Origin of the sequence: Gordonia sp. VNK21 (assembly GCF_046098115.1) — a bacterium.
GTDB lineage: Bacteria > Actinomycetota > Actinomycetes > Mycobacteriales > Mycobacteriaceae > Gordonia.
Genome location: NZ_JBJURU010000016.1, coordinates 1 through 14,914 on the forward strand (window position 1 = coordinate 1; position 14,914 = coordinate 14,914).

Here is a 14,914-nt window from a genome sequence, read left to right on the forward strand (position 1 = left end):
CGCAGGTACTCGTCCACTCCCCCGGGCAGATGCCGCAGCCGCCCGTCGACGATCGCGTCCTGCTGGTCGGTGATCCGCTCGAGCAGGTAGCGGTCGTGCGAGACGACGATGAGGGTACCGGGCCAGGAGTCGAGCAGATCCTCCATGGCGGCGAGCATGTCGGTGTCGACGTCGTTGCTCGGCTCGTCGAGGATCAGCACGTTCGGTTCGGAGAGCAGCACCAGCAGCAGCTGCAGGCGCCGCTTCTGGCCGCCGGAGAGTTCGCCGACCCGGGCCGACAGATGCTCCCGGGCAAAACCGAGCCGCTCGAGCAGCTGGGCCGGGGTGAACTCCTTGCCGTCGATCTCGTAGCCGGTCCGGTAGTTCGCGAGCACATCACGCACCCGGTCGCCGACGATCTCGTCGAGCTGGCTGAACTGCTGATCGAGCACCCCGAGCTGCACGGTCTTGCCGCGTTTGACCCGGCCGGCGGTCGGCTCCAGGGTGCCCGCGATCAGGGCCAGCAGCGTGGACTTGCCGGCACCGTTGGCGCCGAGGACGGCGGTGCGCTCGCCGGGCGCGATCCGCCACTGCACATCGCGGAGCACCTCGCGCCCGTCGAAGCTCACCCCGGCGTCCTCGAGGTCGACGACCTGCTTGCCGAGCCGGGCCACCGCGAGCCGGTTCAGGGCCAGGGTGTCGCGCGGCGGCGGCACGTTCTCGATGAGCTGGTTGGCCGCGTCGATCCGGAACTTGGGTTTGCTGGTCCGGGCCGGCGCCCCGCGCCGCAGCCAGGCCAGCTCCTTGCGCATCAGGTTCTGCCGCTTGGCTTCGGCCGCCGCGGCCTGCCGGTCGCGCTCCACCCGCTGCAGCACGTACGCCGCGTATCCGCCTTCGAAGGGCTCGACGATGCGGTCGTGCACCTCCCAGGTGGTGGTGGCCACCTCGTCGAGGAACCAGCGGTCGTGGGTGATCAGCAGCAGGCCGCCGGCGGTCGGCGCCCACCGGTTCTTCAAGTGGTCGGCCAGCCACGCGATGCCTTCGACGTCCAGATGGTTGGTCGGCTCGTCCAGCGCGAGCACGTCCCAGTCGCCCACCAGCAGCGCGGCCAGCGCCACCCGGCGCCGCTGCCCACCCGAGAGCGTCCCCACCCGGGCCGCCCAGTCCAGGTCGGGCACCAGGCCGCCGATCACCGCCCGGATCCGCGGATCACCGGCCCACTCGTGTTCGTCGGCGTCGCCGACCACCGCATGTCCGACGGTCTCGTCGTCGCGCAGCGTGTCCGACTGGTCCAGCACGCCCATCCGCACCCCGCCGCGCCGGGTGACCCGGCCGCCGTCGGGTTCGACGGTGCCGGCCAGCATGCCCAGCAGCGACGACTTCCCGTCGCCGTTGCGGCCGACGATCCCGATCCGGTCGCCCTCGTTCACGCCGAGGGTGACCGAGTCGAAGACCACGCGGGTGGGGTATTCCAGGTGCAGGTTCTCGGCACCGAGCAGATGTACGGCCATCGCTAGGGGGTCACCAATCTTGCGCCGGCCACCGGGCCGAACGCGGTCTTGACGCTGCGGGCCACCCCGGAGCCGGACAGTTCGGCGGCCACCGAGACCGCCGCGTCCGGGTCGGCGCACAGGAACACGCAGCTCGGGCCGGAACCGGAGACGATTCCGGCCAGCGCTCCGGCTTCGGTGCCCGCGCGCAGGGTGCGGCGCAGCATGGGTTGCAGGGACAGGGCGGCCGGCTGCAGATCGTTGTGCAGCAGCGGCGCCAGCGCCGTCACGTCGCCGGCGGCCAGCGCCCGCAACAGCGCGTCCGGCCGGCCGGGAGGCGGCACGATCTCGTCGCGCTCGGCGCGCAGCCGGTCGAGTTCGCGGTAGACGTCCGGGGTGGACAGGCCGGTCTTGGCGACGGCGATCACCCAGCTCAGTTCGCACCGGTTGAGCACGGGCAGCAGCTTCTCCCCGCGGCCGGTGCCCAGGGCGGTGCCGCCGAGCACCGAGAACGGCACGTCGCTGCCCAGGGCTGCGGCCAGCGAGAGCAGCTCGTCGCGGCTCAGATCGCCGCGCCAGAGCCGGGAGGCGGCGAGCAGCCCGCCGGCCGCGTCCGCCGATCCCCCGGCCATCCCGCCGGCCACCGGGATCTGCTTGTCGATCTCGATCTCGGCGTTGGCATCCTGGCGTTCGAGATATTCGGCGACCAGCATCACCGCCTGCGCGGCCAGGTTCGTCGGATCGGCGGGCACCTGCCGCGCGGAGTCGCCGTTGACGGTGATCCGCAGGTGGTCGGCGCTGCGCACCGTCACCTCGTCGAACAGGGAGATCGCGCAGAAGACGGTGGAGAGTTCGTGGTAGCCGTCGTCGCGCAGCGGCCCCACCCCCAGGTGCAGGTTGATCTTGGCCGGGACGCGGGCGCGCGCCCCACCGAGCGCGAACGGGCTCACCGGGCGCCCCCGCCCGCCGCCAGACCGGCCTCCCGGCCCGCCTCGGCGAGCCGCACGAAGTCGGCCACATCGAGGCGTTCGCCGCGGATCGACGGGTCGATGCCGGCCGCCCGCAGCAGTTCCTCGGCGTGCGGGGCGCTGCCGGCCCAGCTCGACAGCGCCGAGCGCATGGTCTTGCGGCGCTGCGCGAAGGCCGCGTCGATCGCGGTGAAGGTGCGGCTCCGCAGTTCGCCGTCGGTGCCGAACGGGTCGGTGCGCACGATCCGCACCAGTCCGGACTCGATCTTGGGTTCGGGCCAGAAGACGTTGCGGCCGATCGCCCCGGCGCGGGTCACCTCGCCGTAGAACCGCGCCTTGACGCTGGGCACGCCGTAGACCCGGCTGCCGGGTCCGGCGGCCAGCCGGTCGGCCACCTCGGCCTGCACCATCACCAGCGCGGTGCGCAGACCCGGGAACTGCGCCATCAGATGCAGCAGCACCGGCACGGCCACGTTGTAGGGCAGGTTGGCCACCAGCGCGGTGGGCGCGACCGGCAAATCGTCGGGCACCATGGTCATCGCATCGGCGGTGACCACCGAGAAGTCGCGGCCGGGGGCGTAGTCGGCGACGGTGGCCGGCAGCCGGCCGGCGAGCACCGGGTCGATCTCCACCGCGACCACTGCGCCCGCGGTCTCGAGCAGCGCCAGAGTGAGCGAGCCCAGGCCGGGGCCCACCTCGAGGACCACGTCGTCGGCGGTCACCCCGGAGGTGGCGACGATCCTGCGCACCGTGTTCGCGTCGTGCACGAAGTTCTGGCCCAGCGTCTTGGTGGGCCGCACGTTCAGTTCCCCGGCCAGCGCACGGATCTGCGCCGGGCCCAGGAGCCGCACGGAGTCTGCATCGGTCACCGGACCATCATCCCCGATCAGCGGGCCGGCGGCAGAATCGCCCCGTCCGGCGGGACGGATGCGAACGGCGCCGGAGTCCGGTGCTTCACCGGATCCGGCGCCGTCGCGACGCTGCGTGCTCAGCGCATGCCGAGCTTGGAGGTGCAGGCGGGCCAGGCACCCCAGCCCTGCGCGGCCTGGACCTTCTTGCCGATGGCGATCTGCTCCTCGCGGGAGGCCAGGTCGGCGCGCGGGGCGTACTCGGTGCCGCCGAAGGCCTCCCAGGTCTGCTGGGTGAACTGGATGCCGCCGTAGAAACCGTTGCCGGAGTTGATGGCCCAGTTGCCGGTGGACTCGCACTGCGCGATCTGGTCCCAGACGCCGGTCGGCTCGAACGGCGCGCCGGGCTTGGTGCCCACGCGCACGGTGGCCGGCTTGGGCTCCACCAGCACGTTCTCGGAGAGCTTCTCGCGCTTGGTGACCTTGCCGTTGACCTTCGTCAGCTTGTAGGTGACCTTGGCCTTGCCCGCGGTGCCGGGCTTGAGGGTCTCGCGCTTGCCGGTGACGAGCTCGGGATCCTTCTGCTCGATCGGCTTGGCCTTGACCTTCTCGTCGACGGTGACCTGCTCGGTGCGCACCCGGGTGACCTTGATCCGCATGTCCTTGCTGACCGGCGTGTCGGCGGCCGGCACCACGGTGTCGGCGGCTTCGAGCGGGGCGCCGGTGCGGGCCAGCAGATCGCCGACGTTGCGGGCGGCGATCACCTTGCGTTCGGTCTTGCCGCCGTCGTTGAGGATGATCGGCTTGGGCAGGATGACGTCCACGTCGGCGCCGTCGGCCAGCCGGTCGTCGAGGCTGGTGGTGACGGCGGCCGCGGTCAGGCCCTGCTCGTCGAGGATCTCGCGGACGGTGCTCTTGTTGGTGGTGACCGTCTCGCTGCGCCCGTCCAGGGTCAGTTCCACGCGCTTGAGGCGGTTGACCACGATGGTCTGACCGTCGCGCGGCATGGAGCTCAGTGCCACGTTGACCTCGTCGCCGTCGGCCGGCGCGACACCGTGGTCCTCGAGGACGTCGCCCACCGAGAAGGCCATGGTGGAGACCTGCATCTGCTCACCGTCGACGGCCAGCGTCAGGTCCTTGTGCATGACGGCGGCGGTGGTGCCGCCGCCGGCGACGGCCACCAGCAGTGCACCGGTGGCGACGCGGGTACCCATCGACGTTGTCGTGTTGATACGGCTGAAAACAGACAAAGCAAACATCCTGTGAATCGATCAGCCCTTCCGCCCCTGCCGGAAGGATCACAGCACGGTAACGAAAAAGGTGTCGCTACTGCAACGGCAGGCGGTAGGCGCGTCGCGCGTTGGCGCCCAGAACATCGGCCATGTGTTCGACGTCGACCCTGCGGATCTGCGCCAGCGCCCGCGCCGTGTACGGGATGCAGTACGACTGATTGGGCTGGCCACGGTACGGATGCGGGGTCAGGAACGGCGCATCTGTCTCAACCAGCAGTTGAGCTTCGGGGACGAGTGACGCGGCCGCCTGCAGCTCCACGGCATTGAGGAATGTCACAGTTCCCGAGAAGCTCAGCAGATAGCCACGGTCCAGACATTCGCGCGCCACCTCCCGGTCACCGGAGAAGCAGTGCATGATCACCGTCTCCGGGTCGCCCTCGGCCGCGAGTACGTCCAGCAGCTCCCGATCGGCCTCCCGGTTGTGGATCATCAGCGGCTTACCGCAGCGTTTGGCCAGGTCGATGTGCCAGGCGAAGGCCTCCCGCTGGGTGGCCGCGTCGGCGCAGTCCTCCGACTTGCCGATCCAGTAGTTGTCCAGACCGGTCTCGCCGACGGCCACCACCCGCTCGTCGGCCACCATCTCCTCGAGCTCGGTCCGCGCCGCCTCGTCCAGGTCCGCGGCATGGGTGGGATGCAGACCGACCGCGGCAAAGGCCCGCGCATCCCAGTGCGCAGCCTGCAGCGCCCAGCGCGCATCCACCATGTCGTCGGCCACCGTCACCACCTGCTCCACCCCGACCCGCTGCGCGTGATCGAGGATCGCGGTCACCGATTCGGCGCTGCGCCCGCCGCATGCGGCCAGGTGGGTGTGGGCATCGACCAGACCCGGCAACGGTTCCGGATCCGGCGGCGGTTCGCGGCGACGGTTCTTCTTGCTCACGGCCTCCATGCTCACAGACCCGCCCGCGACCGGTGCCGGTCGGGTCCGATCCTGGTTCACCAACCCCGCACAGGCGGCCGACGCAAGGTAGCGTTTTCTCCGTGCTCGGATTGCCTGCCCCGATCACCGTCGCGCTCTTCGACCTCGACGGTGTGCTCACCACCACGGCCACCCTCCACACGGCGGCCTGGCGTGACGCGTTCAACGCCTTCCTGTCCGCGCGTGCGCAGGATGCGCCCGCGGCCGATGGCGAGGACCTGCGGCCGTTCACCGAGCAGGACTATCTCGACCACGTCGACGGCCGGCCGCGGACCGACGGGGTGCGCGGCTTCCTGGCCTCGCGCGGCATCGTCGTCGACGATGCCACCGTGGAACGGATCGCCGACGGCAAGAACGCCGCCTTCCTGGCCCAGCTGGCCGAGGACGGCGCCACCGCGTACCCGGGCTCGGTGCGCTATCTGACCGCCGCCCACGACGCCGGACTGAGGATCGCGGTGGTCACCTCCAGCAGAAACGGCGAGCAGGTGCTCGCCTCGGCCGGACTCGACCGCTTCGTCGAACAGCGGGTGGACGGCAACACCATCGTCGCCGAGAAACTCGCCGGCAAACCCGCACCCGACTCCTATCTGCGCGGCGCGCAGCTGATGGGCGCCGACCCGGCGGAGTGCGCGGTCTTCGAGGACGCCATCTCCGGAGTGCAGGCCGGCGCGGCCGGGCACTTCGGCTACGTCGTGGGCATCGACCGCGTCGGCGGCGAGCAGCGCGCGACGATGCTCGAGGCCGGTGCCTCGGTGGTGGTCAACGATCTGGACGAACTGCTCGGCAGCGAGGAGGGCAACTGACATGGCTGAACCCATCGTCGACGACTTCACCCACACCACGCACGGCGACACCGCCAGCCACACCGACCCGGCGAACATCCCGCAGCACGGTCAGCACCAGGCGCACGGCTTCGACGTGCACCCGTGGCAGCTGTGCTGGCGCGGCAAGGACATCGGGATGATCGGCCGCACCGAATCGCTGTTCGCCCTGTCCAACGGGCACATCGGTCTGCGCGGCACCTTCGAGGAGGGCGAACCGGTGGATCAGCCGGGCACCTACCTCAACGGTTTCTACGAGCAGCGCGACCTGCCGTACGCCGAGAGCGGCTACGGCTACCCCGAGGCCGGGCAGACCGTGGTGAACGTGACCGACGGCAAGATCATCCGGCTGCTGGTCGAGGACGAGCCGATGGATCTGCGTTACGGCCGCACCGTCGACCACGAGCGGGTGCTGGACTTCCGCACCGGCACCCTGCGCCGGAACACCCTGTGGACCTCGCCCACCGGGCGCACGGTGCGCATCCAGTCCGAGCGGCTGGTCTCGTTCACCAAGCGCACCATCGTCGCCATCCGCTACGAGGTGGAGCCGATCGGCGAGGACATGAAGCTGGTCCTGCAGTCCGATCTGCTGGCCAACGAGCCGGTGCCGGCGCAGGGCAACGATCCGCGACTGGCTGCGGCACTGGACAATCCGCTGATCTCCGACCTGGCCGACTGCGAGGACTATTCGGCGGTGCTGGTGCACCACACCAAGCGGTCCGCGCTCACCATGGCCGCGGCGATGGATCACGAACTGCAGATCCCCGCCAACGCCGACACCTTCATCCGCGCCGACGGCGACCTGGCCCGCATGACGGTGGCCGCCACCGTCCCGCAGGGCACCAAACTGGTGCTGACCAAATATCTGGCCTACGGCTGGTCGGCCCGCCGCAGCGTGCCCGCGCTGCGCTCCCAGGTCGAGGCCGCACTGGCGATGGCCGGCGAAACCGGCTGGGACGCACTCAAAGCCGAGCAGGCGGCGTACCTCGACGAGTTCTGGCACGACGCCGACATCGAGCTCGAGGGCGACCCGGAGCTGCAGCAGGCAGTGCGCTTCTCGCTCTTCCACGTGCTGCAGGCCGGTGCCCGCGGACAGTCGCGGTCGATTCCCGCCAAGGGACTGACCGGGGTGGGCTACGACGGCCACACCTTCTGGGACACCGAGAGTTTCGTGCTCCCGATGCTCACCTACACGCTGCCGGCTGCGGCCGGCGAGGAACTGCGCTGGCGGCATTCGATGCTCGATCAGGCACGCGCCCGGGCCGCCGAACTCGGCCAGGAGGGTGCGATGTTCCCGTGGCGCACCATCAACGGCGACGAGTGTTCCGGCTACTGGCCGGCCGGCACCGCCGGCGTGCACGTCTCCGCCGACATCGCCAACGCCACCGGACGCTATCTGCGCGCCACCGGCGACGAGGCCTTCGAGATCGAGTGCGGCGTGGAACTGCTGGTGGAGATCGCCCGCTTCTTCGCCGGCTTCGGCCACCACGACGGCAGCGGCCGGTTCCGTATCGACGGCGTCACCGGACCCGACGAGTACACGGCGATCATCAACAACAACGTCTTCACCAATCTCGCTGCGCAGCAAGCGCTCCGGGACGCCGTGGTCTCGGTGGCCCGGCAGCCCGCGGTGGCCAACCAGCTGGGCGTGACCGAGGAGGAGGCCTCCCACTGGACGCACTGCGCCGACGACATGACCATCCCGTACGACCAGAACCTGGGCGTGCACCAGCAGTGTGAGGCGTTCACCCTGCTCGACCGGTGGGACTTCGAGCGGTCCAAGGACAAGTACCCGCTGCTGCTGAACTACCCGTACTTCGACCTGTACCGCAAGCAGGTGGTCAAGCAGGCCGACCTGGTCTTCGCGCTGTATCTGTTCGGCGATCACTTCACCGCCGAGCAGAAGAAGGCGAACTTCGACTACTACTACCCGATCACGGTGCGCGACTCGTCGCTCTCGGCGTGCTGCGAGGCGGTCACCGCGGCCGAGGTGGGCTACCTGGATCTGTCGTACGACCTGCTCAGCGAGTCGGTCTTCACCGATCTGCACGACCTGCACAACAACGTCTCGTCGGGACTGCACATCGCGGCCCTGGCCGGGGCGTGGACCGACTGCGTGGCCGGCTTCGGCGGCATGCGCGACTTCGGCGGGATGATCACCTTCGCCCCGCGGCTGCCGCGCAAGCTCAGCTACCTCTCGTTCCGCATGGTGATGCGCGAGTCGCGGATCGTGGTGGCGATCGATCCGGAGAAGGCCACCTACCGGCTGCTGTCGGGTCCGCCGATCGAGCTGGCCCACCACGGGCAGCGGTTCACCCTCAGCGACGCCCCGGTCACCCTGCCCATCGACGCGATCCACGTCGGCGAGCCGCCGGCCGCGCCGGAGGGCTGCGAGCCGTACGCCCGGGGCTGACCGCCGGTCGCGGGCCCGGCGCCCCGGTGCGCGGTCGTCCGGGGTGATCGTCGTCGTCGAGCGTCCTGCGCGGCGTTGCCGTGTGCGGCCGCGAATCACGATGTGATCGGCAGGTATTCTGTGAGCACTATGCGCCCACCGTTCTACATCACCACGGCCATCGCCTACCCGAACGGCGCCCCGCACATCGGGCACGCCTACGAGTACATCTCGGCCGACGCCCTGGCCCGCTTCAAGCGGCTCGACGGGTACGACGTGAAGTTCCTGACCGGCACCGACGAACACGGCCAGAAGATGCAGCAGACGGCCGAGGCCGAGGGCATCGCGACCGCGGAGCTGGCCCGGCGCAACTCCGACCGCTTCCAGGCGCTGCAGGAGCGGCTCGGTTCGAGCTTCGACCGGTTCATCCGCACCACCGACGCCGACCATCACACCGCCTCCCAGACCATCTGGAAGGCGATGGTCGAGAGCGGCGACATCTATCTCGACTCGTACTCGGGCTGGTACGACGTCCGCGACGAGAGCTTCCACACCGAGGCCGAGACCACCGTCCGCGAGGACGGCACCGTCGTGGCCACCGAGAACGGGCACGTGCTCACCTGGACCGAGGAGCAGACCTACTTCTTCCGGCTCTCGGCCTACCAGGACCGACTGCTCGAGCTGTACGCCGAACATCCGGAGTTCATCGGCCCGGACAGCCGGCGCAACGAGGTGATCAGCTTCGTCAAGGGCGGGCTGACGGATCTGTCGATCTCCCGCACCACCTTCGACTGGGGTGTGCCGGTGCCCGGCGACGAGAAGCACGTCATGTACGTGTGGGTGGACGCGCTGACCAACTACCTGACCGGGGTGGGCTATCCCGCCGACGCGGAGAGCTTCGGGAGGTACTGGCCGGCCGATCTGCACATCATCGGCAAGGACATCATCCGGTTCCACTGCGTGTACTGGCCGGCGTTTCTGCTCAGCGCGGGTCTGGAGCCGCCCAAGCGGGTGTTCGCGCACGGCTTCCTGTTCAACAAGGGCGAGAAGATGAGCAAGTCGATCGGCAATGTGATCGACCCGGAGGCGCTGATCGACGAGTTCGGTCTGGATCCGGTGCGCTACTTCTTCCTGCGCGAGGTCTCGTACGGGCAGGACGGCTCGTACTCCACCGAGGCGATCATCTCCCGCATCAACGCCGACCTGGCCAACGAGTACGGGAACCTGGCGCAGCGCACGCTGAGCATGATCGGCAAGTACTTCGGCGGTGCGGTGCCCGAGCCCACCGAGTTCACCGCGCAGGACACCGAACTGCTCGACGCCGCCGGGGAGCTGCTCGCCACAATGCGCCGGCACTTCGACGACCAGGCCATCCATCTGGGTCTGGAGGCGCTGTGGTCGGTGCTGGCGCAGACCAACCGGTACATCTCGGCGCAGGAGCCGTGGAAGCTGGCCAAGACCGATCTGCCGCGCACCGCCACCGTGCTGTACGTGTGCGCCGAGGTGGTGCGGATCGTGAGCCTGCTGACGCAGCCGGTGATGCCCGAGTCGGCCGGCAAGGTGCTGGATCTGCTGGCCGTCGGCGCCGATCAGCGTGAGTTCTCCGCGGTGACCACCCGGCTGCTGCCGGGCACCCCGCTGCCCAAGCCGTCCCCGGTCTTCCCGCGGTACGAAGCGCCCGCTCAGGCATGACGCTCAGCGCGCTCGACCTGTTGCGAGCGCTGCACGCCCGCGCCGTCGCCGACGGCCGGCCCGGACCCGCCGGGCTGGTCGGCGACTGGCTCGGCGCCGACGCCGTGATCGCCCCCTCCATCGCGATCACCCCCGGCACCGCCCTCCCCGACCGCCCCGACGCCTTCTGGTTCGGCGCCCTCCCCTTCCCCGCGCCGCCCGACTCCCCCTCGGTGGCCGACTCCACTTTGGTGGCCGACTCGCCCTCGGTGGCCGAGCCTTCCTCGGTGGCCGAGTGCCGCCCGAGGAACGAGGGCGGTGTATCGAGGCCGAGGCCCCCCACCACCACCACCGTCGTCGGCGGCCTCACCGACGGCATCCTCGAGCTCCGCGGCGGTGCCTGGTCCTGGCGCAGCGCCACCGGCCGCCCCTGCCCGGACTGGGTCGCCGAGGTCCTCGCCGCGCACGACGATCCGCCCCACCCCGGCCCGTGGCGCACCTCCTGGACCGCACCGCAGTCCGACCCGCACCTGCAGGCCATCGCGGCCTGTCGCGAGGCGATCGCCGACGGCGAGGTCTACCAGGCCTGCATCTGCACCCGATTCACCGGCACCCTCGACGGCGCCCCGATCGACTTCTTCGCCGACGTCGCCGCGGCCACCACCCCCGCGAAAGCCGCGTTCCTGCACGGCGATTGGGGGTCGGTGGCGAGCTTCTCCCCGGAGTCGTTCCTGCGCCGGAGCGGCGGCACGGTCACCTCGTCGCCGATCAAGGGCACCCTGCCGTCGGGCGCCGACCCGGTGGCGCTGAGCAACTCGGCCAAGGACGTCGCCGAGAACGTCATGATCGTCGACCTGGTGCGCAACGACCTGGGCCGGGTGGCCCGCACCGGCAGCGTCCGCGTCCCGGATCTGCTGACCGTGGTCGGCGCCCCCGGTGTGTGGCATCTGGTCTCCACGGTCGCCGCCGATCTCGACCACACCGTCGGCAACGACGCCCTGATCGACGCCGCCTTCCCGCCCGCATCGGTGACCGGCACCCCCAAGATCCGGGCCGCCGAACTGATCGCCGAATGGGAGCAGTTCCCGCGCGGCTTCTACTGCGGCGCCGTGGGAGTCGCCGGTCCGTCGACGGGCCCGGGGAGCACCGGAGTGGAGTTGGATCTGAACGTCGCGATCCGCACCGTCGCCGTCGACCCGGACGGTTCGCTGGTCCTCGGGGTGGGCGGCGGCATCACTTACGACTCGGACCCGGCCGCCGAGTGGCAGGAGTGCCTCGACAAGGCCGCGGCCATCGTTTCGCGCACCCGATCCGGCGACTGACCCGGTTCTCGCTGCCTGATTTCGGGTTCGCTGCCTGAGCTGAGGATGCGAACCCGAAATCAGGCAGCGAACTCAGGACCGGCGGGCCGTCAGCACCGCTTCGTAGACCTCGCGACGGGAGAACGGGGTGCCGGCCGCCGCCTGAGCGCACGCGTCCTTGAGACGGGCGCCGGCCTCGGCCAGCGCGGCCGCCGAGGCGACCACCGAGTCGAGGTCGGCCTCGGAGTCGATCTCGTCGGCGCCGGCGATCACCACGGTGATCTCGCCCTTCACCCCGTCGGCGGCCCAGGCGGCGAGCTCGCCGAGTCCGCCGCGGCGCACCTCCTCGTAGGTCTTGGTGAGCTCCCGGCAGACGGCGCCGCGGCGCCGGTCGCCGAGCACCGCGGCGGCGTCGGCGAGGGTCTGCGCCAGCCGGTGCGGGGACTCGAAGAAGACGACGGTGCGCCGCTCGGTGCGCAGCGACGCCAACCAGTCCTGGCGCGCCCCCGGTTTGCGCGGGGCGAAACCGTCGAAGCAGAAGCGTTCGGAGGGCATGCCGGAGACCGCCAGGGCCGTGGTGACCGCACTCGGGCCGGGCAGGCAGGTCACCCGCAGGCCGGCGTCGGCGCAGGCGGCGACGAGGCGGTAGCCCGGGTCGCTCACCGACGGCATGCCGGCGTCGGTGATCAGCAGGACGGTCGAGCCGCCGGCGATGGCCTCCACCAGCTTCGGTGCGCGCTGCGCCTCCACCTGGTCGTAGTAGCTGAGGAGCCGACCGCCGATCTGCACGTCCAGGGAGGCGGCGAGCGCCTTGGCGCGGCGGGTGTCCTCCGCGGCGACGATGTCGGCGGTCGCGAGGGCCTCGCGCAGGCGCGGCGAGGCGTCGCCGGGCTGGCCCATCGGGGTGCCGGCGAGAACAAGGGCGCCGTCGGTCATGGGATGCTCCACGGGTTTCGGGGGTGGGGTGGCGATGCGGTGGTGCGGCGGCGGGTAGAGGGCGGGGCCTCGATACACCGCCCTCGTCCCTCCGGCGGCACTGGTTTCTGGTGGTCGAGTGCCCGACGAGGCGCCAGCCGAGACGGGCGTATCGAGACCACACACCGAGCCGGCCGGGCCTCGATACACCGCCCTCGTACCTCGGACGGCACTCGGCCACCAACGGAAGAGTAGGCCTCGGGCGGCGCTGGTTCTCGGTGGTCGAGTGCCCGACGAGGCGCTAGCCGAGACGGGCGTATCGAGACCACACACCAGGCCCGCCGGGCCTCGATACACCGCCCTCGTACCTCGGACGGCACTCGGCCACCAACAGAAGAGCGGACCTCGGACGGCACTGGTTTCTGGTGGTCGAGTGCCCGACGAGGCGCTAGCCGAGACGGGCGTATCGAGACCACACACCGGGCGGGCGGGGCCTCGATACACCGCCCTCGTACCTCGGACGGCACTCGGCCACCAACAGAAAAGCCGGACTCGGACGGCACCGCTACTCGGTGGTCGAGTGCCCGACGAGGCGCCAGCCGAGGCGGGCGTATCGAGACCACACACCGAGCCCGCCGGGCCTCGATACACCGCCCTCGTACCTCGGGCGGCACTCGGCCACCAACGAAGGCTCGGCCACCAACAGAAAAGCGAGGCTCGGGCGGGACTCGGGCGGCGGCGGAGGGGCGGGTCATGTCCAGCTCGGGAGCCAGAGCTGGTTGCTCCACATGTCGTTGCTGATCGGGGCGCCGGTGAGGATGGGCCAGAGCCAGGCGAAGTTCACCACGACCAGGGCCACGTAGAAGGAGACGGCGAGCACCGAGAGCGCCCGTTTCTCCGAGTTCTGGCCGCGGGGCGCCGAGGCGAGCACGTCGGAGCAGCACAGCGCCAGCCCCATCACCAGGAACGGGGCCATCGCGGTGGCGTAGAAGTAGTACATCTGGCGGTCGATGGTGGTGAACCACGGCAGCAGCGCGGCGCCGTAGGCGACCAGCACCGGCGCGTACCGCCAGTCCCGACGGAAGATCAGCCGCCACAGGCCCCAGGCGAGCATCGGCACCGCCAGCCACCACAGCGCCGGGGTGCCCACCAGCATCTGCGCGCGGACGCAGTCGTCGCCGCCGCACTGGTCCGGGCCGTAGTCGATGGCGTACAGCATGGGCCGCAGCCCCATCGGCCAGGTCCACGGCTTGGACTCCCACGGGTGGTGGTTGCCGGCCGCGTTGGTCAGCCCCTCGTGGAACTCGAGGATCCCGGTCTCGTAGTACCAGAACGACCGGAAGGCGGCCGGCACCCAGGCGAACGGTCCGCTCTGCCCCACCTCGGTGCCCACCACGTAGCGGTACACCGAGGTCTCCGAGCGCAGCCAGAACGCGAAGGTCGCCAGATAGATGAGCACCGGCAGCACCGCCAGCGACGCCGCCGACGGCACCAGGTCGCGGCGCAGCACACCGCGCCACGGCCGCGGCACGTGATAGGCCCGGCGGGCGGCCACGTCGAAGCCGAGCGCCAGCACCAGGAAGAAGACGACGAAGTAGATGCCCGACCATTTGGTGCCGCACGCCAGCCCCAGCGACACCCCGGCCGCGAACCGGTACCAGCGGAAACCCAGCCGCGGACCGTACGGGGTCTGCGCGATCCGGCCCTGCAGGTACGCCCGGTGCAGACGTTCGCGCACCTGGTCGCGGTCGGCGATCAGCGCCGCGAGCGCCAGCACCACGAACAGCGCCTGGAAGATGTCGAGCATGCCCATCCGCGACTGCACGAACAGCACGCCGTCGCAGATCGCGAAGATCCCGGCGAGCGCGCCGATCAGCGTCGAACGGGTCAGCCGCCGCACCATCAGATAGATGGCCAGCACGATCGCCACCCCGGCGACGGCGGAGAAGAAACGCCAGCCCATCGGCCCGTAGCCGAACATCCATTCGCCGGCCGCGAGCAGCCATTTGCCCACCGGCGGATGCACGACGAGGCCGTAGCCGGGGTTGTGCTCGATCCAGTTCCCGCCGGTGAGCACCTGCCAGCCCTGCGGCACGTAGTGCTTCTCGTCGAAGACCGGGGTGCCCTTGTCGGTGGGGTGCGTCAGATCCCAGAACCGGGTGACCACCGCGATCAGGGTGATGACGACGCCGACGACGGTGCCGCGGAGCCGGTCGGGCGCGCCGAAGACCGGCTCGGGAATCTCCGGCCGCGGGGAGGTGCCCAGGTCCTCGGTGCGGGGTCGCGGCACCACGGTGGCGCGATCGAGGACGGCGGGA

Annotated in this window: 11 protein-coding genes; 4 read left to right on the forward strand and 7 right to left on the reverse strand. The window is 70.6% G+C overall.

The genetic code is table 11. From position 1 onward, the window contains the following. The 5 genes from ACJMNC_RS15890 to ACJMNC_RS15910 all read right to left on the reverse strand — a co-directional run. Positions 1-1,490, reverse strand: a 1,490-nt coding sequence (locus ACJMNC_RS15890; protein ID WP_408948940.1) for an ABC-F family ATP-binding cassette domain-containing protein, incomplete at its 3' end; no start/stop codon positions are given. Positions 1,491-1,492: 2 nt separating this feature from the next. Continuing rightward, positions 1,493-2,419: a 4-(cytidine 5'-diphospho)-2-C-methyl-D-erythritol kinase gene (locus tag ACJMNC_RS15895; protein WP_408948941.1), complete on the reverse strand. Its 927-nt coding sequence runs from the start codon at positions 2,417-2,419 to the stop codon at positions 1,493-1,495. Next, a complete protein-coding gene (gene rsmA, locus ACJMNC_RS15900) occupies positions 2,416-3,327 on the reverse strand; it encodes a 16S rRNA (adenine(1518)-N(6)/adenine(1519)-N(6))-dimethyltransferase RsmA (protein WP_408948987.1) in 912 nt (303 codons plus the stop codon). Before rsmA ends, ACJMNC_RS15895 begins: the two co-directional genes overlap by 4 nt. Before the next feature lie 98 nt (positions 3,328-3,425). Continuing rightward, entirely contained in the window at positions 3,426-4,499 is a 1,074-nt protein-coding gene (locus tag ACJMNC_RS15905) for a transglycosylase family protein (protein WP_408948942.1), read from the reverse strand. Between the two features lie 112 nt (positions 4,500-4,611). Further along, positions 4,612-5,466 (reverse strand): TatD family hydrolase, encoded by an 855-nt coding sequence (locus ACJMNC_RS15910; RefSeq protein WP_408948988.1) that lies wholly within the window; start codon positions 5,464-5,466, stop codon positions 4,612-4,614. Between the two features lie 92 nt (positions 5,467-5,558). Between ACJMNC_RS15910 and ACJMNC_RS15915 the strand changes: the two genes are divergently transcribed. The 4 genes from ACJMNC_RS15915 (at position 5,559) to ACJMNC_RS15930 (ending at position 11,702) form a co-directional block, all read left to right on the forward strand. After that, a complete protein-coding gene (locus ACJMNC_RS15915) occupies positions 5,559-6,299 on the forward strand; it encodes an HAD family hydrolase (RefSeq protein ID WP_408948943.1) in 741 nt (246 codons plus the stop codon). Between the two features lies 1 nt (position 6,300). After that, a complete protein-coding gene (locus ACJMNC_RS15920) occupies positions 6,301-8,730 on the forward strand; it encodes a glycoside hydrolase family 65 protein (protein WP_408948944.1) in 2,430 nt (809 codons plus the stop codon). A 129-nt stretch (positions 8,731-8,859) separates the two neighbouring features. Next, on the forward strand, positions 8,860-10,401 hold the full coding sequence (metG, locus tag ACJMNC_RS15925; protein WP_408948945.1) for a methionine--tRNA ligase: 1,542 nt from the start codon (positions 8,860-8,862) through the stop codon (positions 10,399-10,401). Beyond that, on the forward strand, positions 10,398-11,702 hold the full coding sequence (locus ACJMNC_RS15930) for an aminodeoxychorismate synthase component I (protein WP_408948946.1): 1,305 nt from the start codon (positions 10,398-10,400) through the stop codon (positions 11,700-11,702). The genes metG and ACJMNC_RS15930 overlap by 4 nt, the downstream gene beginning before the upstream one ends. Positions 11,703-11,774: 72 nt before the next feature. Here ACJMNC_RS15930 and rsmI read toward each other — a convergent pair whose 3' ends face one another. Together rsmI and ACJMNC_RS15940 are read right to left on the reverse strand one after the other, a co-directional pair. Then, complete coding sequence (gene rsmI / locus ACJMNC_RS15935) at positions 11,775-12,617, reverse strand: 16S rRNA (cytidine(1402)-2'-O)-methyltransferase (RefSeq protein ID WP_408948947.1); 843 nt, start codon at positions 12,615-12,617, stop codon at positions 11,775-11,777. Positions 12,618-13,347: 730 nt separating this feature from the next. Continuing rightward, positions 13,348-14,889: a dolichyl-phosphate-mannose--protein mannosyltransferase gene (locus ACJMNC_RS15940; protein WP_408948989.1), complete on the reverse strand. Its 1,542-nt coding sequence runs from the start codon at positions 14,887-14,889 to the stop codon at positions 13,348-13,350. Between the last annotated feature and the right edge of the window lie 25 nt (positions 14,890-14,914).